The organism is Peribacillus sp. FSL K6-5616 (assembly GCF_038008245.1).
Lineage (GTDB): Bacteria > Bacillota > Bacilli > Bacillales > DSM-1321 > Peribacillus > Peribacillus frigoritolerans.
In genome coordinates this window covers 2,390,507-2,415,722 of sequence record NZ_JBBOYT010000001.1, presented here as the reverse complement: position 1 = coordinate 2,415,722, position 25,216 = coordinate 2,390,507, and the positions used below count along the sequence as shown (strand labels likewise).

The following is a 25,216-nucleotide window of genomic DNA, read 5'->3' as shown; positions in this document are numbered from 1 at the left end:
AAATATATGGCGGAAAAATCCAATTTTTATAAAGGGCTTAAATTACTAGGCACACAAAAAGAGCAACAGCTGAATAGTAAAATTCAAAATCTGCTGAATAATCGCGAATTAATCGAAAGAGTGAGCGATAATGCGCAAATGCAGGTGCCAAGAATAAATAGTCTGCAGGAAGCATCAGAAAGAATGTCCATCATCATGAATTATCCAACAAAAAAAGATGTGGCGAGTTTAGCGAAATTAGTCATCCAACTCGAAGAAAAAATTGATGGGTTGGAAGAATTGGTCTCTATACTTGTTGAGAATAGGGGAGGGAATGTCGGGGGTAATTCTTCAATTCGCAATAAAGGCAATGCCAATTCATCCCGCAGCATCAAAAAGAAATCAAGATTGGCATCCAATGAAAAGGAAGGGAGTAAAAAAAGGATATCTGATTTTCTAAATAACTCCTTATTGTTAAGCTCACAGTTGCCTGAGTTCAATTCAGTTCGACAGGAGAATTCAAATGGCTAAGCGGAAAGTGCCGAAAAATCAATCTGAGTCCAAAACTAAATGGCAACATTTATTGGATATTCCCAATCAGCCATTGCCTGAAATGGGACTGACTCCGAAAATAGCGGTATGGAAAAAAAACAAATCAACGCTTTGGTTTTATCCTTCAGCACAAAAAAAATATGAGGTACCGGTTTTTCTTATATATTCACTAATCAATACTCCTTTGATCCTTGATTTATCCCCTGGTAATAGTTTAATAGAATCTTTTGTAAATGAAGGTTTTGATGTGTATTTACTTGATTTTGGAAGCCCGGGATTTGAAGATGGTGACATATCGATCGAAGATTATATCGTCGATTATATTCAAAAAGGAGTGCAGCGTGCATTACGCCACTCTGGAGCATCGGAAATTACAGTCATGGGGTTTTGCCTCGGCGGTACAATAGCCGCAATATATGCTGCCATTGCAGACGAGCCGATCAAGAATTTGATACTTTCCGTGACCCCGGTGGATTTCAGTGCCTCGGAATTTTTTGATCAATGGCAGGAGGCGCTTAAAGAAGGGACAGCGGATTTTGACGAGACAATAGATATTTATCAAACGATACCGGCCAGTGCAGTTAAATATGGAATCCGGTTAATTACATCGCCCGTCTATATATCACCTTATTTATCTTTATTGAATCAAGCGGATGATGAGAAATACGTTCAAAACTGGCGCCGCTTCAATGCTTGGGCTAATGGGCATGTACCATTATCCGGAGCAGCCGCAAAACAAATAACCAAGGATTTATTGATAAAAAATAGCTTGGTTAATGGTAGCTTTAAGGTAAGGGGAAAAAAAGCGAAGCTATCGAAAATTGATGCTAGTGTTTTGGTCATAGCAAGTAAGTATGATCGACTGGTCCCACAGGAAATGATTTATCCGGTAATGGAGCATTTAACATGTAAGGATAAGACATATAACCTATTGAAAAGTGGACATGCTGCTAAACAATATTCCGGTGTACTCCCATATTATTTGAAGGAATGGCTGCCAGGGCGTTCTTCACCCATTCAATAAGAGGGGGATGTGAAATATACGTGTTGAACCTCAGTGAGGATATCAAAATCATGCCGGTTGTTGAGTATATAGGCTTTGCGTCATTGATATTTTCAAAAGTTTTTGCAACATTTCCGGATTACTAAAGCGAAATAAAATAAAAGGGCTGGCTCGTTATGTAGAGCCAGCCCCTATTATATCATTGATAATATTTCACTCTTTCTTCAAGTGGTGAGAAGTCTTTATCGCCAGGTTCTGCAGTGGGTTTTCCAAAGGGCATCTGTGCGATGAGTTTCCAATCTCGTGATATATCCCATGTCTTTCTCACTTCGTCATCGATTAAAGGATTATAATGCTGAAGGCTTGCACCAAACCCCTCAATTTCCAAGGAAGTCCATACGACAAATTGTAAAATGGCAGAAGATTGGTTCGACCAAATCGGAAAATTTTCGGCATACGTTTTGTATTGTTCTTGGAGCCTATTTATTATGGCCTGGTCTTCAAAGAATAAAACCGTTCCATAACCATTTATAAATGACCTCATTTTTTCTTCCGTTTTTTTTAAATCTTTACCATCGGCTGCTATTCTTAATGTTTCTTTCGTGATTTCCCATAATTGGTCGTGGCTTTGACCAGTTAAAACAATCACTCTGGCACTTTGGGAGTTGAAAGCGGAAGGGGAGTATTGAACGGCATGATCGATAACTTCTTTAATCCTTTTATCAGGAACAACATGTTCCTTGCTAAGGGAATAATAAGAGCGTCTATCTTCAATTGCGCTAAAAAAATCTTTAACCATATATCACACCTCCATTCTTATACCGATTTATTTTGGCCTGATTTTTTTATTTTATGATAAGTGAATCCGTTGAAATTATTTGAATGAAAATGGTTGACAATTTTATCCCTGTGGTTTATCTTTAAATCAAGATATTTGCATTAAAAGTATTATGTTAGGTTAAATACCTCGAATTCGAGATATTATTAGCGGATTAATTCATCTCCGTAAGGGGAGATTTATAAAGATAGGAGTGGTACGGATGGAATTAAAAGGATTACATCATGTTTCGGCGATTACAGCAAAAGCGGGAAATAACTTTGAATTCTACACAAAAGTCTTAGGGATGCGATTAATCAAAAAAACGGTGAATCAAGATGATGTTCGTGTGTATCACTTATTTTATGGAGATCAAATTGGTTCACCGGGTACGGAATTGACGTTTTTTGAAATTCCAAATGCTGCCCGCACTCATGAGGGAAACAATAGCATTTCAGAAATTTCTTTAAGGGTGAAGGATGATGAGGCGCTAGAATATTGGAAAAAACGGTTTGTGGAATTCAATGTTGAACACGATGAAATATCGAGCCGTTTTGAAAGAAAGGTACTTTCTTTTAAAGATCCTGAAGGGCAGAGGCTTCTTCTGGTTTCCGATCAGGATAATAACGGCGTTCAAGGAGGATTTCCGTGGGATGGAAGCCCAGTACCGCAAGAGTTTTCCATCCTTGGATTAGGACCAGTAAAACTTACAGTACCCAATATTGAACAAACAGAAAGTGTTCTTCACGAGGTATTGGGGTTCAGGAAATCAGGCACATACCCATCCGCAATCAGGGGGCAAAATCCGATAGTCGTTTACGAGACAGGTGAAGGAGGAACAGGAGCGGAACTCCATATTGAAGAAAGGAATGAAATACCTCGTGAAAGGCTGGGGAGGGGGGGAGTACACCATGTTGCCTTCCGGGTGGATGATGAAGAAGAATTGAGAAAATGGGTAGAAAAAATTAGTGAATCGAAATTCGTGAACTCGGGATATGTGGACCGCTTTTATTTCCGTTCACTCTATTTTAGGGAGCCGAATGGCATATTATTTGAACTAGCTACTGATGGACCTGGTTTTGAAGTGGATGAAGCTGAGCAGCATCTAGGTGAGAACCTTGCCCTGCCACCTTTTTTGGAATCGAAAAGAAAGGATATTGAATCGAATTTAAAACCACTTAATACAAAATCAACTAATTAAACAATGGGAAAGGAAGTAATCGGCATGCAAAAACAAAATGCAGGGATACATCATATAACCGCAATTGTAGGCAATCCTCAAGAGAATGTGGATTTTTATGCTGGAGTAATGGGAATGCGTATGGTGAAGAAAACCGTTAATTTTGATGATCCAGGTACCTATCATTTATATTTCGGGGATGAATCCGGTTCACCGGGCACAATCATCACTTTCTTTCCTTGGCCTGAGGCATACCGAGGGACAATTGGCTCCGGACAAGTGGGGATTACAACATATGCCGTTCCGGAGGGTTCAATGGGCTTCTGGGAAAAGCGTTTGGGTAAATTTAATATAGACTTTGAAAAGGTTTCACGTTTCGGTGAGGAATATCTTGAATTCAAAGACCCACATGGTTTGCAACTTGAACTGGTTGAGCGTAAAGAAGGTAAAAATAGCGAGTGGTCATTCGGCGGTGTACCAGCTGATAAGGCGGTCAAGGGATTCGGCGGTGCAGTATTATTGACGTCAAAACCGATCAAAACGATGGAACTATTAGAGGAAGTGATGGGCCTGCAAAAGATTGGGGAAGAGGGCGATTTCATCCGCTTCAAATCCACATCGGATATCGGAAATTTAATTGATGTTAAAAAAACGGTTTTACCAAACGGTAAAATCGGAGTGGGAACTGTCCATCACATTGCATGGCGTGCGAGCGATAATGAAGATCATAAAGAATGGAGGGAGCATATCGGTAACCATGGCTATGGTGTGACACCCTTTACAGACCGACAATACTTCGATGCCATTTATTTCAGGGAAGATGGAGGCATACTCTTTGAAGTTGCCACAGATCCACCTGGCTTTGCTCATGATGAAACGAAGGAAACGATGGGCAGTAAATTAATGCTGCCGCCATGGTTGGAAGAAAAGCGGGAAGTTATGGAAAAAACGTTACTGCCGGCAGTGCCGAGAGTACTAGAGGAGGATAAATGATGAAACATATTTTTCAAAAAGGAAGTAATCCAGAAGCTCCGTTACTACTGCTTTTACATGGCACTGGAGGAACGGAAACAGATCTCTTGCCATTATCCGAAATGGTTTCACCGGGTTCGTCCGTACTGAGCGTACGGGGAAATGTACTTGAAAATGGAATGCCCCGTTATTTCCGACGGTTAGCTGAAGGGGTTTTTGATGAAGAGGATTTGATTTTCCGAACGAAGGAGCTTTATGACTTCTTGGAATCAGCGTCCGGAAAATATGACTTCGACCGTGACAGAGTGGTGGCATTAGGTTATTCCAATGGTGCAAATATAGCGGCAAGTTTGCTGTTCCATTACGAGGGGGCATTACAAGGAGCGATTCTTCATCATCCAATGGTTCCAAGACGAGGGATCGCTTTGCCGTCCCTTTCAGATATACCTGTATTTATAGCTGCAGGTAAAAACGATCCGATTTGCCCGGCAGAAGAAACTGATGAACTTAATCAACTTTTACAGCAAGCTGGCGCTACAGTTGAAGTTCAGTGGGAAAATTACGGTCATCAGTTGACACGTTCAGAGGTTGATGCAGCAGGTTTATGGTTTCAAAAGAACTTTTTATAAGAATGAGAGGGAATGAAGATGATTTCTGTTAATCCTGAAAATTTGGCTGAACGGGATAATTATAAGTTTTTGACTGGAAGCATTATACCGAGACCTATAGCGCTGGTTACGACACAATCCGACACCGGTACAATCAATATAGCGCCGTTCAGCTTTTTTAACATAGTCAGTTCAAATCCTCCGATGATTTCCATTTCTGTTCAACGGAAAGAAGGAGTTTCAAAGGATACAGCCCGAAATGCAATTCAAACAGGTGAGTTCGTTGTTCATATCACTGACGAAAATAATGTTGCTGATGCAAATCGAACGGCCAAGGAACTCCCATCTGAAGAAAGTGAATTGGGTCTTACTAATTTCACGATGGCTGTTAGTGATAAGGTATCCGTACCAGGATTGGAAGAAGCGAAGGTGCGGTTCGAATGTACATTAGAGCAATCGATTCCATTGGCAGGTTCCAAGAATAAACCTGGTTGTGATTTACTGATAGGGAAAATAGTCTGTTATCATATAGAGCAAGATATTTATCATAATGGCCGTATTGACCCGAATGGGCTAAAACCTGTAGCGAGATTAGCCGGTCATACTTATACAAAACTAGGGGAATTATTTGAAATAGAACGTCCTTAAGGAAAAAGACCAACATGACCCCGGTTAGTTTTATTTGCCATTATAATACGCTTAGCGCTTGTTCCAAAAACAATTTAATATTAATACCCCAGCCATGATCGTTAGCATTTAAAAGGAAGTCTTTACATTCCGAAACAAAACTTGACAATTTTTTCATAGATTGATAAAGTTATAAAAAAATAATTTCTTATCCAGAGAGGTGGAGGGACTGGCCCTATGAAACCTCAGCAACAGGTCTACAAAGACACTGTGCTAATTCCAGGGGGTGAAACCTTGATAGATAAGACCGTACGTGTTTATTTGTCAGTAACGCACTCTTTTTTAGAGTGCGTTTTCGTTTTTTCTGGATGCAAGATTAAGGAGAGTTAGAATGGAGAACAAAAGGAAGTATGATTTTCAAAGGCAAATGCAAGCACGGCATATAATAATGCTATCGCTTGGCGGGGTGATTGGAACTGGTTTATTCTTAAGTTCGGGTTATACGATTCAACAGGCTGGTCCGTTCGGAACCATCCTTTCGTATCTGATTGGTGCATTAGTTGTTTATCTAGTCATGCTATGTCTAGGTGAACTGTCAGTGCATATGCCCGAGACAGGTGCGTTTCATAGTTACGCAGCCAAATACATCGGACCAGGGACAGGGTATACAGTAGCCTGGTTGTATTGGCTAACCTGGACTGTTGCACTAGGTTCGGAATTCACGGCTGCAGGATTGTTGATGCAGCGATGGTTTCCATCAATCAGTGTCTGGATATGGAGTGCTCTATTTGCCATTTTGGTCTTGGCATTAAATGCGTGGACCGTTAAGTTTTTCGCTGAATCCGAATTCTGGTTTGCGTCCATAAAGGTATTTGCTATTGTAATATTCATTATTCTGGGAGCTGCGGCAATGATAGGTTTTATTCCAATGATTAACGCACAATCAGCTCCGTTATTTTCCAATGTTACAAGTGCAGGTTTATTTCCAAATGGTGCTTTTGCCATTCTAATGACGATGCTCGCTGTGAATTTTGCATTTTCTGGAACTGAATTGATCGGAGTTGCAGCTGGAGAAACTGTGAATCCGGAAAAAACGATTCCAAAGGCAATCCGTATGACATTATGGAGATTGATTATCTTTTTTGTAGGTACCATCGTTGTTTTATCCGCATTATTGCCTGTTTCGGATGCAAGCGTATTAGAGAGCCCCTTTGTTGCCGTTCTAGAACGAATTGGAGTGCCATATGCAGCGGATATTATGAACTTTGTTATATTAACTGCCATTTTGTCTGCTGCAAACTCAGGACTATATGCCTCATCCAGGATGCTTTGGTCACTTGCAGATAAGAAAACTATTTCACCAATATTTGCAAAATTGACAAAACGGGGTGTTCCCTTGAATGCTGTCCTTTTCAGTATGCTGGGCGGTGTTTTAGCACTTTTCTCGAGTATTATTGCGCCGGATACTGTATATATAGTGCTTGTATCCATTTCTGGACTAGCCGTGGTTATAGTTTGGATGAGTATTAGCGCGTCACAGTTTCTATTTCGCAGACGATATATAAACGAAGGAAACTCAGTTAATGATTTGGCTTATCATACACCATTATATCCATTCGTACCAATCGTTTCATTTATGCTATGTCTTGCTTCTTGCATAGGAATTGCATTTGATCCTACACAAAGAATTGCATTATATTGTGGCATTCCGTTTATTTTGTTTAGCTATGGAAGTTATTATCTGACACAAACCATAAAGAAAAGAGGAGTAGACAATGAAGAATAAAATTAACCCAATTGAAGTAATTTTACGAGGTCATTCAGTCATGATTTTGGACGGGGCTTTAGCTACAGAGCTTGAAAGTCATGGGTGTGATTTGGACGATCCCCTGTGGTCTGCACGTGTATTACTTGAAAATCCAGAATTGATTTACCAGGTGCACTCTGACTACTTTCGAGCGGGTGCTGACTGTGCGATAACGGCAAGCTATCAAGCAACGGTTGAAGGTTTCGCCCTCCGCGGAATACAAGAAAAAGAGGCATTGGATCTAATCAGGAAAACGGTTTTACTTGCAAGAAAAGCAAGAGATGAATTTTGGAAGGAAGAATATCAAACGATTAGACCTAAGCCATTGGTTGCTGCATCAGTTGGACCTTATGGGGCTTATCTTGCAGATGGTTCAGAGTATGTTGGGAATTATGGTGTTTCAGATGAAACTTTGGCGGCATTTCATCGCTCAAGAATATCAGCTTTGATTGAAGCAGGAGCTGACATCTTAGCATTTGAAACGATTCCTTCCCTGCAAGAAGCAAAAGTACTACATTCATTATTGAAAGAATATCCAGAAGTCTATGCTTGGCTATCCTTTTCTTTGAAAAATGAAAAAGCGATAAGTGACGGCACATTGCTGGAGGAGTGTACCAGATTGTTTGGGGAGAGTGAGCAAATTGCCGCAATTGGCATCAACTGTGCGCCTGTATCAGTTATCACGGAAGCCGTACAGGTGTTGCGTGCAAACACGCATAAACCAATTATCGTCTATCCGAATTCCGGTGAAACCTATAATCCAGAAACTAAAACATGGCATGGTCCAGAATCATGTAATAGGCTCGATGTGAAATCTGAAGATTGGCACCATGCGGGGGCAAATATAATTGGAGGATGTTGCAGAACCGCTCCTCATCATATTGCGGGCATTTCAAGAAAGTGGCGACCTTCCGTGGTAACGTTCTCCTAGCCTTTTTTGTTATCAAAAATGTTTTTATTAAATATGCAAGTAGTCGGGAAACCTATAAACAAAAAGAACAGGAATCTGGCGGTTCCTGTTCTTTTTGAGCTTTTATTCAGATTCGAGTAATTTGAAGGGTTTGAATTATTAATTTCTTGGCACTTCAGAAATAAGTCACGCAAGATCGTCTGGGAATTACAGGTAAACCAACCCTGCTGCAAAAACTGTAAAAAGAGAAATTAAATCATATTTTTTTCGTGCTTGGGAAAACTATACAAACAATGAATGGAAAGGAGAGAATGCGATATGAGTCGTGGTAAAAATTTTAATCACAAAGAAAAAGGACATCCAGGAAATTTACCCAATAATAGAATTAGTGAAGAGAAGGAACACAGCCGCCAGTATGAACAGATTGAAGATATTGTCACACATGAAGCTTTCAAGAATCGGGAAAAAGAAGATGAGATGCCTTAAGATATGGAGATGCAGCATATCTGTTGAGACATTTTATTGAGCAATTTTCCATTTCTTTAAGGATTCCAATAATAGAAGCACATGAAATAAGACATAACTCTCACTTCATGTTGCTTCTTTTTTTTGATTAATTCACCGGGGGAAACCATGATCTTTGCCATGTTTTTTCTATCATTTCAAATAGATAAAGAGGGAAAATTAGAGATAAAACTTAAATCAATCTTCCCTTGATGGAAAATGAATAAGTTTAAAGAGGACAACAGAAACATGAAGATGGATGATTTTTTGAAAAACCGACTTTCTTCTATATAATAATTAATAAAATTTAAATTTCTAAACACAGATATAATTCCATGCAACTTCAAAATGGGAGAACCGACCTATCCTAATTGATGAAAGCCGCGGTATACAGTTATAATGAACATGCCAGGCAGTATAACCAAATGCCAGTTTAAACTCAATGCCTGCTATGTTTCATTTTGTTTATCGCGATTTATTTCCACTTCCCGTTTAGCTCTAATAAAAGCGATAAATTGAATCGTTTCCTCTTCAGAAAGAGAAATTCCATCTACAGCAAGCTCCATATCTGGTAAATCCGTTAATTCCATGACTTGAGGTGACTCATTATCCAGATCCTTAGATGGATAATCTACTCGACCCAGAATGTAATCAGTTGAGGTATCATATAAGCCTGCCAATAAATTAATCGTTTCTAATGAAGGGCGGCGGTGGCCCGATTCATAACCGGCATAGGTACTCTTGGCGATTCCGAGTCTGTCAGCGGTATATTGCAAAGACCATCTTTTGGCCTTTCTTAATGTAGTCAATCTATTTAAAATCATTAATATTACTCTCCTTTTATATAATCCATTATAACATCATATTGTAAAAAGTGTACGCGTAATGAATAACTTTCGCTTGATTTCATTATGAAACATGACTATAATAACATGTGTTGTACGCGTAACATGAACATTTACAGGAAACATCCTTTTCTGAGATGATTAGAATGATAGTGAAACAGGGAGGCTTATTAGGGGGTAGTATATTGGAAAAGTTAAAATCAAAAATGAAGAAGTTGATGTTGCTTACTACAGGTGGTACAATTGCATCGTTAGAAGGAAAAAATGGACTTGTTCCAGAAATGAAAGCTGACGAAATTTTAGGCCACCTACCGGGATTGGATTTACTATGTCAGATTGATAGTAAGCCTTTGATGAATATTGATAGTACAAATATGCAGCCGGAAGATTGGACAGAAATGGCACAATCCATCCATAAGCACTACCATGATTACGATGGCTTTGTGATTACCCATGGAACAGATACAATGGCTTACACTTCTGCTGCGCTCTCATATATGTTACAAGATTTAGGGAAACCAATCGTCATTACTGGTTCTCAGGTCCCGATTGCCTTTAAAAAGACAGATGCCAAAAGGAATATCTCTGATGCGATCCGGTTTGCTTGTGAAGATATTGGAGGAGTATATGTTGTTTTTGATGGCAGAGTCATTCAGGGTACGAGGGCCATTAAATTGAGAACGAAAAGCTATGATTCGTTTGAAAGTATTAACTATCCTTATATTGCTACCATATTCAAAGATAAAATTGAGTATCTAAAGCCAGTTCATTCACCAAAGAATAAGGAAGCTAAGTTGGATGCTTCCCTATGTACTGATGTTGCTTTGGTCAAGCTGCATCCCGGTATTAAGCCTGAATTCTTTGATTTTCTGAAAAATCAATGTCGGGGAATCGTAATTGAAAGTTATGGAAGCGGTGGTATTCCATTTCAAGGAAGAAACATTTTAGAGAAATTGAATGAGTTAGTACAATGTGGAATATCCGTAGTCATTACTACCCAGTGCTTAGAAGAAGGGGAAGATATGGATATTTACGAAGTGGGACGAAAAGTGAACAAGAATATCATCATTCGTTCCAGGAATATGAATACAGAGGCCATCGTTCCTAAGTTGATGTGGATATTAGCCAAGACGCAGGATCCTAAAAAAGTGAAGGAAATGATGGAAACACCGATTGCAGAGGACATTACATTCTAGAACAAACAAAGGGGCAAGAGGAAATGTTGATAGAAGAGAAAACATACCGAATCGAGAAAGACTTTCTTGGGGAAAAGGAAATTCCAGCAGATGTTTATTATGGAATACAAACTTTACGCGCAGTGGAAAATTTTCCGATTACCGGTTACAAAGTCAATGAAGAAATGATTCGTGCACTGGCCATGATTAAAAAAGCGGCCGCTTTAGCGAATATGGATACCAAACGGTTATATGATGGTATTGGAAGCGCTATCGTCAAAGCTTCTGAAGAAGTGATCGATGGAAAGTGGCATGAATATTTCATCGTTGACCCAATTCAAGGCGGTGCGGGGACATCGATGAATATGAATATTAATGAAATCGTTGCCAACCGTGCGTTAGAACTTATGGACCACAATAAAGGTGATTATGTACATGTTAGCCCAAATAGCCATGTTAACATGTCTCAATCAACCAATGACGTATTCCCAACTGCCATTCATTTATCAACACTGCGTCTTTTGGAGCAATTGTTACAAACAATGACCAAGATGAGTACGGTTTTAAAGAAAAAAGCAAAACAATTTGATCATGTTATCAAAATGGGACGCACACATCTACAGGACGCAGTGCCGATTCGCCTTGGTCAAGAATTCGAGGCTTACAGTCGCGTTTTAGATCGGGATATAAAAAGAATAAGTCAATCACGTCAACATTTATATGAAGTGAATATGGGAGCAACAGCAGTGGGAACGGGATTGAACGCAGATCCTCGTTACATTGAAAACGTTGTTACATATTTAGCTGAAATCAGTAACTTGCCGCTTGTAGGAGCAGAACATTTAGTAGATGCAACCCAAAATACGGATGCATACACTGAGGTTTCAGCTTCATTGAAAGTATGTATGATGAATATGTCTAAAATTGCAAATGATTTACGTTTGATGGCTTCAGGACCGAGAGCTGGATTAGGAGAAATCACACTTCCAGCCCGTCAACCAGGTTCATCCATCATGCCAGGTAAAGTAAATCCAGTCATGCCAGAATTAATTAATCAAGTCGCTTTCCAAGTGATCGGGAACGATAATACGATTTGCTTAGCATCAGAAGCGGGACAACTAGAGTTGAACGTAATGGAGCCAGTGCTTGTATTCAATTTGTTGCAATCAATCAGCATTATGAACAATGCTTTCAATGTCTTTACAGATTATTGTTTGGAAGGCATTGAGGCTAATGAGCAGCATTTAAAGGATTATGTCGAACAAAGTGTCGGTGTGATTACTGCAGTCAATCCGCACCTTGGGTACGAAGTGGTTTCACGTATTGCCCGAGAAGCGATATTGAAAGGGAAGTCAGTTCGCGAACTTTGTTTACAATATGATGTGTTGACAGAAGAAGAATTGGATCTGATTCTAAATCCTTATGAGATGACTAAACCCGGAATAGCGGGAGCTTCTCTTTTTGATCGGCAATAACCAGTATTTTGGTAGAAAACATGAATCTATATGATTTTTGATATAATGACTATGCCTTTAGGACCGTTGGTATAAAGGCATAGTCATTTTTTATATGCATTTCAATAAGGTATGTCAAACACGTCCGTCAACTGCTTTTTGCCATATATAACTGAATATTCAGTTAATGTAAGGCGTCAATCTAATCATGGATGGGTTTAACTAATAATAGAAAACCCATCCCCCTTAGAATATATCCAGGGGGATGGGGAAACTTGAGCTCAATAATATGCCTGTATTAGCCCTTTACTACTTCCTGTCCTCGAACATTCCAAGTACATGCAAAGACCACTACTGCCAATACACAAGAAATCGTAATTAATGTAAAGCCAGCATTCCAGCCTGAAAAGTCAACTACATATCCCATAATGGCATTAGCCGCCACAGATCCACCTAGATATCCAAATAAGCCAGTCAGTCCTGCTGCAGTGCCTGCAGCTTTTTTGGGAACTAAATCAAGTGCTTGCAGGCCTATTAACATTACTGGTCCATAAATTAAGAATCCAATCGCAATTAGGGATATAATATCAATCATTGGGTTGCCTGCAGGGTTAAACCAATAAACAAGGACTGCGATTAATACTCCTAGCATGAAGACAACGCCAGCAGGCCCCCGACGGCCTTTAAAAACTTTATCAGAGATATAGCCGCATAATAAAGTACCCGGAATACCTGCCCATTCGTATAAGAAATAAGCCGTACTGGACTCGTCCATGTTGAAGCCCTTTTCTTCGCTTAAATAGGTTGGTGCCCAATCAAGTACCCCATAACGGACGAAATATACAAAGATGTTTGCAATCGCAATCGCCCAGACCCATTTGTTATTTAATACATATTTAAATAATATCTCTTTTGTTGTCAGTTCTGTTTCAAACGTTTTTTTCATTTTATTAGGAAAATCATTACGATACTCTTCAATCGGCGGCAATCCAACTGATTGTGGTGTATCACGTATTAAGATAAATGATATGATTGCTATTAATATGGCAACTAGAGCAGGTAGTATAAAAATTCCTTCATAACCTGCATATGAAGAACCCATTAATGTTGCAAAGATGGAGACACCTGCAATGGCCAATGGTGCCATTAAGCCACCACCCACATTGTGGGCAACATTCCATATTGCCGTTTTCCCTCCTCTTTCACTTACACTGAACCAGTGAACAAGGACTCTCCCTGATGGAGGCCAGCCCATTCCTTGAAACCACCCATTAATGAATAACATGATAAACATGATTGTAACCGATGATGTGAAAAATGGCACAAGTCCCATAAGTAAGCTGACGATTCCAGCAAGTATCAAACCTACTGGCAAGAAATACCTCGCGTTACTTCGGTCTGACACAGTTCCCATTACAAACTTACTTATCCCATATGAAATCGAGATAGCTGATAATGCAAGTCCTAGCTCTCCAGTTGTATAGCCTTCCTCCTTTAAATATGGCATTGCCATGGAAAAGTTTTTACGAATTAAATAATACGCTGCATATCCAATGAAGATACCGATGAAAACTTGTAATCTGAGTTTCTTATATTCAGAATCTATTTTTCCTTCCGGTAATCTTTCAACTGGTAGAGCTGGCTTAAATAATTTGAGCATCCAATTCCTCCTTAATATGATATTTTTGAACCTAATTAAATAAAGTAATGATGATGACACATAAAAAAACCCATACCAAAATAGTAACCTTTTTGTTAAAAGGTCCCATTAAAGCATGAGTCTCCAAATCTCCACCATCGTTAACTTGTAATAATTATACTATCTTCATAAGAAAACGCTGTCAACATTTTTTTGTGCCCATTCGGACAAAGAAGGAACCATTGACTTCAAGTTACTGACTGAGTCCTTTTTGGCATCGGTTTTAGATCAGGATAAAATGCGGCTCACTTGAAATGGCTTAATCGGTTAATATTTCATTTGAAAATTTTTTCTTAACGAGTGGTATGTGTCCAATGTTCCAATGAATATTAATGGTAATGGTAAAAACCAATGGAATGACATGCGCAATTTTTCATCTTTTTTTAGATTGTTAAAATAATGTAATCAGTCATTTCCATATGGAAAGGGAGGATATTTTGAAACAAGTGAATCGTTTTATCCGAAGCGTTACATTTCTAATGCTTGCATTACTCATGTTTAGTGTGCAGGCTGCTTATGCTTCAACAGATCCAATATCATCGCAATCCACACCAGACCTTTTGATTCGGAAGATTATGGGTTTAGCATACGAATCACAACAATCCATTAGCAGTGGACCATTTTCTGTAGGTGATTCGCTGAAGAAAGTGGAAAAAGCCTGGGGGGCACCGGAAGATCTAAGTACTGTTGCAGCCAATTATTGGAGCCGGAATGTCCGATTCCTCTATGACGGTTCAACAGGTAGAAAGACGATTACCGCCATTGATGATTTTGATCCGCAATTGCAAACCATTCATTTATCCATGTTGAAGGAATTGATTGGTGAACCGTTAAGTGAAGTGGAGCAAGAAGGGATGTACTATGTCACTTATACCGATTACGCAAATTATAAAGTGGTCTTCGTGTTTGAAAGCGCCTGGATTGACCCAAATCCAAGATTGAATATGTATACGGTTGAATTCGCACCAGATTATTAAGTTATTCTGATCCTGAACCTTCTTTAATTGTAGAAAATGAAGAAACTGAAAAAGATACGGAAGAATGATCTTTGCATAAAAAAAAGACCCAGTGATTAAGCTGGGTCTGAGTTTGTAGACCAAAGGGTTTGCATCTGAATTTTAAGCAAAGTTTGATTGGAACGGAGGCTCCCGGACCTCCCGCGGAAAGCGAGTGCCTGGAGTGGAAATCAACGCTTATATTTTACACTCCCTCAAAAAAATGTAGGCTTCTATATTTGTATCGAGTTTGTCTAAAGTCTGAGGCCCAGCAATAAAAAACGATCGTCCCTTTTTTACTGGGGCGATTCTTTGCTGTTATTATCTTTATATGGTTTCTTACACAGGGAGAATTTTGTTCAAGAATCTAATCTTACCGTTCTATTCAATATTGTTCAGCCATACATTACAAAGATGTAAATAGAATGATTAAGGGGGAACTGCTTTGTCAGAAGGTGTGCATAGTATCATATTACCTGTTTCCAAAAAAACGGTATGGGGTTTTGTAAGTAGCATAGATCGTTGGGCACCTCTAGTCCCAGGATATATCAATCATGAGATGATAAATGAGCGGACACTTATTTGGGAGTTTAAAAGCGATTTGGGATTAATGAAGAAGAAAATTAAACTGGAAGTGAATATATTGGAATGGATTGAACCCGATAAGGTAACATTTAAGCTTAAGGGATTAAATGAAAAATTTGATGGGCATGGCTATTTTTTAGCGGAAGAGTGCGGAATTGGACAGACTAAAATGACTGGCTGCCTGGCGATTACGGCAAAAGGCGCTAAAGCACCTATCGTCAATGCTTTGTTAAAAACCTACGTTCCCCAAACGACGATCGAGTTTTCTGAGGCAGTTGCACAAAGTCTTCTTGTACAAAAATAGGAATTACATATCGGAGTTTCATTGGATATTGGCACTTGACAATTATACCTAAGTGGTATGTATTATAAATTGTAAGATTTTTATCAAACCTTCATTTCGACTGAAAAGGTTTTATGATGGATGTCTGGATAGGATTCATAAGTAATAGGCAGGGTAGGAGGCCTCACATGGAATACGATAAGCAGGTTAAAAATAGAGTGAAGCGAATTGAAGGACAGCTTCGTGGGATTTTGAAAATGATGGAGGATAATAAAGATTGCAGGGATGTAGTTACTCAGTTATCTGCAACCAGATCTGCAATCGATCGGACAATTGGGGTAATAGTAAGTTCCAATCTTGTTGAATGCGTCCGGGAGGCTAATGAATCCGGAGAAAAGAATCCCGAAGAGCTAGTGAAAGAAGCTGTGAATTTATTAGTGAAAAGCCGGTAAGCAATTATATTATTGTTAAATAGGGATTTTTAAGACAAATATTATTAGACAGCCTGGCCAATCTGAGAAATTTTAGTGTCCGGGGTGGATGGGATTTTTAAAATGGGCCTCTACAAGAAGAGGTCCATTTTTGTGAATTCTCTGTTTTCATTTCTGATAAGCAAATCCTTTGATATAAAGAATTTGCATGGTATCCTTAAAGGGATAAAAATTTAGTGAGGGTATGCTATGGAATTTACGCATGTTACATCGGTTTTGCTCGGCCTCGTCATCATTCTAAATATTTTATTTGCAACGATTGTCATATTTTTTGAAAGAAGGGAAGCGAGCACGACCTGGGCTTGGTTATTGGTTTTATATTTTTTGCCTGTAGTCGGTTTTATTTTATACCTGCTTTTTGGAACAAGTCTAAGGCACGCACACTTATTCCAATGGGAGGATAAGAAGAAGATCGGGATCGAAGAAATCATTGATAAACAGATGGAAGAGCTTTCAACGAATCATTTTCCTTTTCGAAATGCTTCTTCGAGTAATTATCGTGATTTGATTTATATGCATCTCCGAAACAATGATGCCGTACTTACTGAAGATAATCAAGTCGATATTTTTACGGAAGGGAAAAATAAGTTTGACCAGCTTTTTAAAGATATCGAAGCGGCCGAAAACCATATACATATACAATATTACATCATTCAAAGGGACGGCCTGGGTAAACGATTCATTGAAGCTTTGACTAAAAAAGCGAATGAAGGCGTCAAAGTTCGACTGCTTTATGACGAACTGGGATCTAGAGGGATGACTAAACGTTTCTTCAGGGAATTTAGGCAGGCTGGAGGACGAGTGGAGGCATTCTTTCCATCCAAATTAAAATTTATAAATTTACGACTGAATTTCCGTAACCATCGAAAGCTCGTCATCATAGATGGAAAAGTAGGGTATGTTGGAGGCTTTAATGTTGGTGATGAATATTTAGGGCTTAATCCAAAATTCGGTTTTTGGCGTGATACACACCTTCGTATAGAGGGTTCGGCTGTCAAAGCCATTCAAACTCGGTTTATCCTGGATTGGAATCAGGCATCAAAGCATCATGATATAACTTATCAGCCTCATTATTTCCCTATTGTAGAGACTCAAGGGAATATAGATTTGCAAATAGTGACAAGTGGGCCGGATTCTGAATGGGAACAAATTAAAAATGGCTATATTAAATTAATTTCATCAGCAAAGAAATCGATTCTCATTCAAACACCTTACTTCATACCGGATGCCAGTTTATTGGATGCACTCAGGATTGCCAGCTTATCAGGGGTAGATGTAAAAATCATGATTCCGAATAAACCTGATCATCTTTTTGTTTATTGGGCAACGACTTTCAATGCAGGGCAGTTATTAAGAGCGGGTGCTAAGGTATACATCTATGATAACGGCTTTATTCATGCGAAGATGATCGTAGTGGACGAAGAGGTCTCCTCGGTAGGGACAGCTAACATTGATGTCCGTAGTTTTAAATTGAACTTTGAAGTCAATGCCTTCATTTATGATGAAGGAATGGCCGAAACGCTGACCAGGATTTTTTATAAGGATGTCGAAGTATGCAGGCAGCTTACAATTGAAGAGTTTGAAAAGCGATCAAAGTGGATTCGTTTTAAAGAGTCCATTGCAAGGCTCGTGTCACCGATATTATAATATTATAAATAAACGAACCATTACTACATGGTCTGTTCAGACTGTAGACAAATTCGAAAAATCGAGTTTGCCTGCAGTTTTTTTCCTGGAAAATAGTACGGAGCTTGATTTCAGAAATCCATTCCCTTTCAGTTTTAGACCATTGTTATTTATTGAGTTTGCAAAATCGTTGGCTTCCTCTTCAGGCACTCGCTTTCCGCTGCGGGGTCTCCCTAGGGCGCGCTCTTCTCGCAGGAGTCCCGCACACCCACTCCAATCAACTTTGCTTTATTTTAGATGGAACTTCTTTTGTTTCAATTGAGGCTTCCTGCATTTTTAAAACAAGTAAGGAGCTTGATTTCATAAAACAGTAGTCTTATCTTAAAATCACGGTATGTGGTGAGACCATTCCGAACTCGATTTGATACAATAGTTTATATCCAGAAAAGGGGGAAAAGCCGTGAAAACGTTTATAATCACAGGAGCTTCAAAAGGTTTAGGTGCTGCCATCGCCAAAGGGTGTTTGCAGACGAGTGATCATTGCATTTTAGTTTCCCGTACGGCCCATCCTGAAATGCAGCGGATGGCTGACCGTTCCGGGACGAAACTTACATTTATTTCGCTGGACTTGAATGAAACTGAAAAGTTACCTTCCTTAGTCAATGAGATTCTTACTGCCGTCGATGATACAAGTGACATTTATTTCATTAATAATGCAGGTGTCATTGAACCTATTAAGCCGGTAGGAAACCTTGGTATAGTAAATTTGGAAACGAGCATGCGGGTGAATTTCATGGCACCCATCGTATTGGCTGATGAATTCGTTAAACAGACAAAGGACTGGAACAGAAAGAAGGTATTGGTCAACATATCTTCAGGAGCAGCAAAAAATCCTTATCATGGCTGGGCAGCCTATTGCAGTACTAAGGCGGGGTTGGAAATGTTTACACGGGTTGCAGGGTTGGAACAGGATAAAACGTCTTTTCCTACGTCTCTCATTTCTTTTTCACCAGGTGTAATGGATACGGAGATGCAAGGGACAATCCGATCAGCAGACGAACGGGACTTTGCCGATCGAGACAAATTTCATGAATATAAAGAGAAGGGCATATTAAGAAGCCCCGAATTTGTGGCAGATAAACTTTTGCAGCTGCTTGAAGCAGAAGATTTGGAGAATGGGAAGTTCTACGACATTAAGAATTTACTTTGATGTATAGGAGAATATGGCTTATAGCGTGGGGGTGTCCCTTTGGACAGCTTCTTTTTTTTGTGATCCTTTATTCCATTAAAAAACGACTGAAAAACCAGAAAATCACCATTAGGAAATGTGATAATTCGTTCTATCCAATTACCTGAATAACATAAACTTTTTTGGAGGGAGTTTGGAGGGTTTTGAATGACGATCATTATTGTGAAAAAAGGTGACAGCCTTTGGGAAATTGCCTCGAAAAATAAAGTTGCCCCATCGAGGATAATTGAAGTCAACGGATTGGAATCAACAACTTTGGTTCCTGGTCTGGCATTGTATATACCTAATGAAAAAGCGGTGAATCGAAGGTATCTAATTAAAAGTCAGGATACCCTTACTAAAATCGGCAGTCGTTTTGGTACGAGTGCAGCGGCAATCAAGGAGGCAAACCCAGGAATCTCTGAAAACTCGCTAAAAGTCGGTATGGAAATTTTGATACCGTCTCCTTACAAAAATCAATTGATTACGCTGGGTTTTGCCTTCCCGACTTCAGGTGGAGTCGTATTTGAAACACTTGAGCAGAATGGTGATAAATTATCCTATTTAGCCATTGTCGCTTATTCGTTTACAAGGGAAGGGAATGCGTACGTTGATGGAGATGATCTCCCGCTTATCGCGAAATGCGAACAGACAGGGGTGAAGCCGCTACTGATGATCCGAAACTTTCAAGATGGTGATTTCGATGCTGATTTGGCTGGTGATGTCCTTGCCAGTTCAGTATACAGAGCGAATTTAATCAATAGTATGCTGACTTTCGTTAGGCAGAAAGGCTATGGGGGTGTCAGCATGGACATCGAATTCATCCCACCTGCCAGGCGTTCCGATTATGTGCTTTTTTTAAAAGAATTAAAGGAGGGGTTGAACGAACTGATCCTGCATGTGAACGTACATGCAAAAACAGCGGATAATCCTGATAATCGAATTGTAGGCGGGCATGATTATCGGGGGATCGGAGAGGCAGCTGACCTTGTTGCCGTGATGACCATTGACTATGGGTATCCGACTGGACCGCCTGAACCCATATCCCCACTTTGGTGGATGGGAGAGGTTCTTCGTTATGCTTTGTTGAATATACCTGAATATAAATTGCAGTCGGCATTTCCTATGTATGGTTACGATTGGATAGTACCGAGCCACGAGACGAAAGCTTTATCAGCTCAAAATGCCCAAAACCTTGCCATTGCCACTGGTGCTGAAATAACTTTTGACACCTCAGCGGCTTCACCTTCCTATTCCTACCGAAGAGAGAATTCGAATCATGTCGTTTGGTTTGAAGATATACGATCGATAAGTGCAAAATATGAAATGATTGATGCATATGAACTGATAGGAGCAACTTATTGGCAGATTGGTTTGGAATTCCCGCAGAATTGGGAGTTTATAAATAATAATATCTGGATTATCAAATAGAATGAATGGGTGCAGGCGGTTTATATATTTACTTACTTGTTTGGTTGTATTGCTTTTAACAGAGGCAAGCCAATCATACCGAGCAAGATTTTAAAGAGAGGCAATATTGTTAGACGGGTCTTGAAACGATAAAAAAGGTGCCAAGGAAAACCAAGGCTCCTTTTTTTCGTGAATCGAAATCATCTAGGAAGATTAGATGACTTACTTGACAGCGATTGATCACATTGCTTCCCTATTAAGTCGTTCCTTTTAAAAGTTGCATAAAGAAAGGCAAGGAATATCAGCGTGGAGGAAAATTGGAACGTTGTTTTGACACTGTATGTTTCCGTTATAAAGCCTAATAGTAAGACAGAGCGGCAAATGTAATATTGATGACTGCTCCCCAAACGGCATGAATTTTTGCAAGAGTCTTTTCCGTAGCATGGTCTTGGAATAGCTTGGTATAGAATTTGTTCTGGGAGACCGTACAGGCATGCCAGCAGCAAAGCTAATGCAGGAATACTGGTAGTTCCAAAAAACTGGATCAGCAGTGAACTGAGAAATAGCCCGAAAATGATGAAGAATCCATTATATTTTTCTAGTAACTTGGCAAAACGGATGACGATCAATCCACTGAAAATCATGCCGACAAAGTAGCATGTGTTAATGTACCCCCACCATTCCTCACCCAGTTGCAGGTTCTGTTCTACATACATATAGATAAGGACAGCCAGCCACACGCTTGAAGCTAAAGTGGTTATGAAATCAATGGGAATGAGGGTACGGATAGTTGGGATTTGACGAATCGCAACCCATCCGGATTTAATCGAACCCCAGTTTGACGGAGAAAGGTTATGACGCAGAAGTCTTTTAATAGATATATATAACCTATTTAACGAGTACGGAGTTATGTAGGTTTATTGATTAAAATACGCTACGTACTAATCCACCGTCTATTCGCAATGCGGATCCATTAATAGCTGAAGAAATTGGACTGCTTAAGAAAGTGACAAGGTGTGCAATTTCTTCGGGACGAATAAATCTTTCAATAATAGATGTTGGGCGATTTTCTTTCATAAATCGTTTTTCAGCTTCTTCCATGCTTAATTGTTCATTTGGATAAAGACTATTTAGCATCGTTTCTACACCTTCTGTTAGAGTAGACCCAGGCATGACTGTATTAACAGTGACATTTGTGCCTTTACATAACTCAGCTAAACTACGGGAAAGCGACAATTGCATGGTTTTTGTTGCACTGTAATGAGCCATTTCCTGAGAAGGCATAATAGCTGCTTCACTTGCAATAAAAATAATTCTTCCCTCTTTTTTTTGAATCATTTTCTTGAGGTAAGAGCGAGTTAAACGAACTCCACTCATGATATTCACTTCAAATAATCGAAACCAATCTTCATCTGGTATATCAAAGTATTCAATGGGCTCAAAAATGCCAAGATTATTAATCAGAATATCTACTTCTGGATATTGTTCAATCATCTGTTGACATCCTTGTTCCGCTCCTAAATCATGTATAGCAGGTTGAAGAATGGCTTGGGGATATTGTGTTTGAATTTCTTTAATTGTTTGATGTACATTTCCTTCCCGTCGTCCGTTAATAAGAACAGTGGCGCCCTCTGCTACTAAAGTAAGTGCTATGGCCTTGCCAATGCCAGCTGTCGATCCCGTGACAAGGGCTGTTTTTCCTTTTAAACTTAATTTCATCTAAATTCCTCCTATTTTATATCAAGATTATTGGCTAGATAGAGGTAATAAAGTAAACACATCTTGTGACTAGTTTGGATAAATTTCCTGTTTTTATACAGATGGAAGATAGACAAATTGAATGCGTCTATCTCCTTCGATCTTATTTGAAAATCAAGATTGTAGGGTCTTGCCCTACACGGTGTTTTTGATTCATCAATGCGTTTCATTTCTTGTTTGGTTAATTCAAATCAAAGACTGATGCATTTTCGACAATACGATGTTCTATTGTTGATTTTGGAATGGTAATAATGTCATTTTGTACATCCCAGCGTAGAATTACTTGGGCTACAGATTTATTATATTTAGAGGAAATTCCAGTTAAAAATTCATAGTTTAATAATTCACCTTGCATTAATGGAGCCCACGCATCTAGGTGGGTTCCATGTTTAAGACAAAATGCTTGAAGCTCTTTTTGTGTTAAACGGGGATGACATTCCACCTGATTGATCACAGGTTAGATTTCTGCTTATTTCTTCGGTGAGATATTTGGAAATTACTTACCCCAATAGCCTTTACCTTGCCCTCTTTATAAAGCGTTTCTAACGCTCTCCATGCTTTTCATGAATACCATCCTTTACGAAAATATGTTCATGGATATTTAGAATGGTTATTTTTTTACACTGGATTCACTCCTTCATTCAAAAGATTGCATGTGCCGGGTAGGGGTGTTTTATATGATGAATTTACCAAATATGATTATGGGGGTTCTGAAATGCTTGCCGAATAATGAATATGGAATTATACTCCTTAATATATGTAAAAAAGGAGAAAAATTTGATGATTCGACGTTTTGCTTCATATTACCTGCCGCATAAGCGGTTATTCATTATCGATTTCTTCAGTGCAGTGGTCGTGGCTGTACTTGAACTTGCATTTCCGCTAGCTGTTCAGTGGTTTATTGATACACTGCTGCCTGGCGACGATTGGTCTGCCATAGTTTCGGTAAGTGCCGGTTTGTTCCTGCTTTATATCATTAGTACCTTCTTACAGTTCATAGTAGGGTACTGGGGCCACAAATTGGGTATAAATATCGAGACTGATATGCGTGAGGAATTATTTGAGCATGTGCAGAAACAATCTTTTCGTTTTTTTGATAACACGAAAACCGGCCATATCATGAGCCGCATAACCAATGATCTGTTCGATATTGGTGAACTTGCTCACCATGGTCCCGAAGATTTATTCATTGCCTTCATGACTTTTATAGGTGCATTTTGGATTATGTTGACAATCAATGTGAAACTGGCACTCGTATCGGTTTGTATTTTACCGTTCCTCGTGCTATTGATTGTCATAAGTAATTTAAAGATGAACAAAGCTTGGAAGAAAATGTATACAGAGGTCGCGGATGTAAATGCCCGTGTGGAAGATAGCGTCTCAGGAGTGAGGGTTGTACAATCCTTTACGAATGAAACATATGAAATGAAAAGATTTGCTACTAATAATCGCAGATTCCGTAAAGCGAAACTACTAGGATATAAGGTTATGTCCTTTAGCTTATCAGGCATTTACATGATGACGAGGTTTATGACCCTTGCCGTGTTGGTGATTGGAGCTTGGCTAACTTTTCATGGGCAGCTCTCTTATGGGGAACTGGTTGCATTCGTCTTATATGTTAACGTATTATTTAAGCCGATCGACAAAATCAGTGCGTTGATGGAACTCTATCCAAAAGGGATGGCCGGCTTTAAGCGTTTTACGGAACTATTGGATGTCGCGCCTGATGTAGTGGATAAAAAGGATGCAATTGAGGTGACCACCCTATTAGGGGATATTTCCTTTAAAGATGTTTCTTTTAACTATGAAGACAAAAAGCCAGTTTTAAAAGGAATTGATCTAACAATTAAAGCTGGTGAAACCGTCGCTTTTGTCGGGCCTTCAGGAGCTGGGAAAACGACCATATGCTCATTGATCCCACGTTTTTATGATGTTAAGGCCGGTTCAATATCCATTGATGGAATTGATATTCGTGAAATGACGAAAAAGTCATTGCGCTCACAAATTGGCATAGTCCAGCAAGATGTATTCCTTTTCACAGGAACGGTAAAAGAGAATATTGCGTACGGAATGCTTGGAGCATCGGATGAACAAATTCAAGAAGCCGCAAGGAAAGCCCATTTGGAGACTTTCATTGAAGGACTTCCAGAAGGCTATGAAACTCAAATAGGTGAACGAGGCTTGAAATTATCCGGAGGACAAAAACAACGAATTGCAATAGCAAGGATGTTTTTGAAGAATCCGCCAATATTAATTCTCGATGAGGCAACCTCTGCACTCGATACGGAGACGGAAAGAATAATCCAGCAGGCTCTTACGGAACTAGCTGAAAACCGAACTACGTTAATCATCGCACACCGATTGGCAACCATTCGGAACGCTGACAAGATCGTGGTTGTTACGGAAGAAGGAATTGCTGAAGAAGGCGGTCACGATGACTTACTTAAGCAGGGGGGCATTTTTGCCAATCTGCATCAATTACAATTCCAAAAATGATAAAAAGCTATATGTCCTAACAAGGACATATAGCTTTTTTAATAGAATGGAAAGGAGTTCAATATTGATTTCGTATAATTTCAAAAAATGACATTTCAAGGGGTATCAAACATAACCATATACAACATAGAAATCCACATAATGAAATAACTTGAGAAATAGGAGAAACATTTGCCGTTATTTAGTATTTCTAAAAAAGAAGAGACTGTGCA

General features: G+C 39.3%; 22 protein-coding genes, 1 pseudogene and 1 riboswitch. Of the genes and pseudogenes, 18 read left to right on the top strand and 5 right to left on the bottom strand.

What is annotated here, in order from left to right; all coding sequences use genetic code 11:
* Positions 1-6 precede the first annotated feature (6 nt).
* On the top strand, positions 7-510 hold the full coding sequence (locus MHB45_RS11520; protein ID WP_034307255.1) for a hypothetical protein: 504 nt from the start codon (positions 7-9) through the stop codon (positions 508-510).
* The gene (locus MHB45_RS11515) at positions 503-1,555 is read left to right on the top strand and encodes an alpha/beta fold hydrolase (RefSeq protein WP_081088619.1); all 1,053 of its coding nucleotides are present in this window, start codon (positions 503-505) and stop codon (positions 1,553-1,555) included. Before MHB45_RS11520 ends, MHB45_RS11515 begins: the two co-directional genes overlap by 8 nt.
* Positions 1,556-1,733: 178 nt before the next feature.
* Here the strand turns inward: MHB45_RS11515 and MHB45_RS11510 are convergent, their stop codons facing one another.
* Positions 1,734-2,333 (bottom strand): nitroreductase family protein, encoded by a 600-nt coding sequence (locus MHB45_RS11510; protein WP_072273072.1) that lies wholly within the window; start codon positions 2,331-2,333, stop codon positions 1,734-1,736.
* Positions 2,334-2,574: 241 nt separating this feature from the next.
* Between MHB45_RS11510 and MHB45_RS11505 the strand changes: the two genes are divergently transcribed.
* The 7 genes from MHB45_RS11505 (at position 2,575) to MHB45_RS11475 (ending at position 8,941) form a co-directional block, all read left to right on the top strand.
* A complete protein-coding gene (locus tag MHB45_RS11505; protein WP_260088871.1) occupies positions 2,575-3,552 on the top strand; it encodes a ring-cleaving dioxygenase in 978 nt (325 codons plus the stop codon).
* A 24-nt stretch (positions 3,553-3,576) separates the two neighbouring features.
* Positions 3,577-4,524, top strand: a complete 948-nt coding sequence (locus MHB45_RS11500) for a ring-cleaving dioxygenase (RefSeq protein WP_048679847.1) — start codon at positions 3,577-3,579, stop codon at positions 4,522-4,524.
* The gene (locus tag MHB45_RS11495; protein ID WP_048679844.1) at positions 4,524-5,132 is read left to right on the top strand and encodes an alpha/beta hydrolase; all 609 of its coding nucleotides are present in this window, start codon (positions 4,524-4,526) and stop codon (positions 5,130-5,132) included. The genes MHB45_RS11500 and MHB45_RS11495 overlap by 1 nt, the downstream gene beginning before the upstream one ends.
* An 18-nt stretch (positions 5,133-5,150) precedes the next feature.
* On the top strand, positions 5,151-5,759 hold the full coding sequence (locus MHB45_RS11490; protein ID WP_048679840.1) for a flavin reductase family protein: 609 nt from the start codon (positions 5,151-5,153) through the stop codon (positions 5,757-5,759).
* A gap of 184 nt (positions 5,760-5,943) precedes the next feature.
* A riboswitch (SAM riboswitch) is annotated at positions 5,944-6,046 on the top strand.
* Positions 6,047-6,129: 83 nt separating this feature from the next.
* Positions 6,130-7,524 carry an S-methylmethionine permease gene (gene mmuP / locus MHB45_RS11485; protein ID WP_072273069.1) on the top strand — a complete coding sequence of 465 codons (1,395 nt, stop codon included), beginning with the start codon at positions 6,130-6,132 and terminating at the stop codon, positions 7,522-7,524.
* Positions 7,514-8,476: a homocysteine S-methyltransferase gene (gene mmuM, locus MHB45_RS11480; RefSeq protein ID WP_048679832.1), complete on the top strand. Its 963-nt coding sequence runs from the start codon at positions 7,514-7,516 to the stop codon at positions 8,474-8,476. Before mmuP ends, mmuM begins: the two co-directional genes overlap by 11 nt.
* 297 nt (positions 8,477-8,773) lie before the next feature.
* Positions 8,774-8,941, top strand: a complete 168-nt coding sequence (locus tag MHB45_RS11475) for a hypothetical protein (protein ID WP_162878727.1) — start codon at positions 8,774-8,776, stop codon at positions 8,939-8,941.
* Between the two features lie 467 nt (positions 8,942-9,408).
* Here MHB45_RS11475 and MHB45_RS11470 read toward each other — a convergent pair whose 3' ends face one another.
* Entirely contained in the window at positions 9,409-9,783 is a 375-nt protein-coding gene (locus MHB45_RS11470; RefSeq protein ID WP_072273068.1) for a helix-turn-helix domain-containing protein, read from the bottom strand.
* A gap of 227 nt (positions 9,784-10,010) precedes the next feature.
* Here MHB45_RS11470 and MHB45_RS11465 point away from each other — a divergent pair, with 227 nt between their 5' ends.
* Both MHB45_RS11465 and aspA read left to right on the top strand, forming a co-directional pair.
* Positions 10,011-11,000 carry an asparaginase gene (locus MHB45_RS11465; RefSeq protein ID WP_072273799.1) on the top strand — a complete coding sequence of 330 codons (990 nt, stop codon included), beginning with the start codon at positions 10,011-10,013 and terminating at the stop codon, positions 10,998-11,000.
* Positions 11,001-11,023: 23 nt separating this feature from the next.
* The gene (gene aspA, locus MHB45_RS11460; protein WP_340907878.1) at positions 11,024-12,454 is read left to right on the top strand and encodes an aspartate ammonia-lyase; all 1,431 of its coding nucleotides are present in this window, start codon (positions 11,024-11,026) and stop codon (positions 12,452-12,454) included.
* A gap of 277 nt (positions 12,455-12,731) precedes the next feature.
* Here aspA and glpT read toward each other — a convergent pair whose 3' ends face one another.
* On the bottom strand, positions 12,732-14,093 hold the full coding sequence (glpT, locus tag MHB45_RS11455) for a glycerol-3-phosphate transporter (protein WP_034307225.1): 1,362 nt from the start codon (positions 14,091-14,093) through the stop codon (positions 12,732-12,734).
* Positions 14,094-14,578: 485 nt separating this feature from the next.
* On the opposite strand from glpT, the gene MHB45_RS11450 reads away from it, so the two are divergent.
* The 6 genes from MHB45_RS11450 (at position 14,579) to MHB45_RS11425 (ending at position 20,771) form a co-directional block, all read left to right on the top strand.
* Positions 14,579-15,109, top strand: a complete 531-nt coding sequence (locus MHB45_RS11450) for a DUF4309 domain-containing protein (protein WP_237766644.1) — start codon at positions 14,579-14,581, stop codon at positions 15,107-15,109.
* 463 nt (positions 15,110-15,572) lie between these two features.
* Positions 15,573-16,016 (top strand): CoxG family protein, encoded by a 444-nt coding sequence (locus MHB45_RS11445; RefSeq protein WP_048679821.1) that lies wholly within the window; start codon positions 15,573-15,575, stop codon positions 16,014-16,016.
* A 167-nt stretch (positions 16,017-16,183) separates the two neighbouring features.
* On the top strand, positions 16,184-16,447 hold the full coding sequence (locus MHB45_RS11440; protein WP_034307218.1) for a metal-sensitive transcriptional regulator: 264 nt from the start codon (positions 16,184-16,186) through the stop codon (positions 16,445-16,447).
* Positions 16,448-16,675: 228 nt separating this feature from the next.
* Positions 16,676-18,133 carry a cardiolipin synthase gene (gene cls, locus MHB45_RS11435; RefSeq protein WP_048679819.1) on the top strand — a complete coding sequence of 486 codons (1,458 nt, stop codon included), beginning with the start codon at positions 16,676-16,678 and terminating at the stop codon, positions 18,131-18,133.
* 439 nt (positions 18,134-18,572) lie between these two features.
* The gene (locus MHB45_RS11430) at positions 18,573-19,322 is read left to right on the top strand and encodes a (S)-benzoin forming benzil reductase (RefSeq protein ID WP_048679817.1); all 750 of its coding nucleotides are present in this window, start codon (positions 18,573-18,575) and stop codon (positions 19,320-19,322) included.
* Between the two features lie 186 nt (positions 19,323-19,508).
* Positions 19,509-20,771 carry a LysM peptidoglycan-binding domain-containing protein gene (locus tag MHB45_RS11425; RefSeq protein ID WP_048679814.1) on the top strand — a complete coding sequence of 421 codons (1,263 nt, stop codon included), beginning with the start codon at positions 19,509-19,511 and terminating at the stop codon, positions 20,769-20,771.
* A gap of 903 nt (positions 20,772-21,674) precedes the next feature.
* Here MHB45_RS11425 and MHB45_RS11420 read toward each other — a convergent pair.
* Both MHB45_RS11420 and MHB45_RS11415 read right to left on the bottom strand, forming a co-directional pair.
* The gene (locus MHB45_RS11420; protein ID WP_048679807.1) at positions 21,675-22,469 is read right to left on the bottom strand and encodes an SDR family NAD(P)-dependent oxidoreductase; all 795 of its coding nucleotides are present in this window, start codon (positions 22,467-22,469) and stop codon (positions 21,675-21,677) included.
* 149 nt (positions 22,470-22,618) lie between these two features.
* Positions 22,619-23,069, bottom strand: a pseudogene (locus MHB45_RS11415) (aldo/keto reductase); the annotation flags it as partial.
* Between the two features lie 219 nt (positions 23,070-23,288).
* Here MHB45_RS11415 and MHB45_RS11410 point away from each other — a divergent pair.
* A complete protein-coding gene (locus MHB45_RS11410) occupies positions 23,289-25,004 on the top strand; it encodes an ABC transporter ATP-binding protein (RefSeq protein WP_048679803.1) in 1,716 nt (571 codons plus the stop codon).
* Positions 25,005-25,216: the final 212 nt, after the last annotated feature.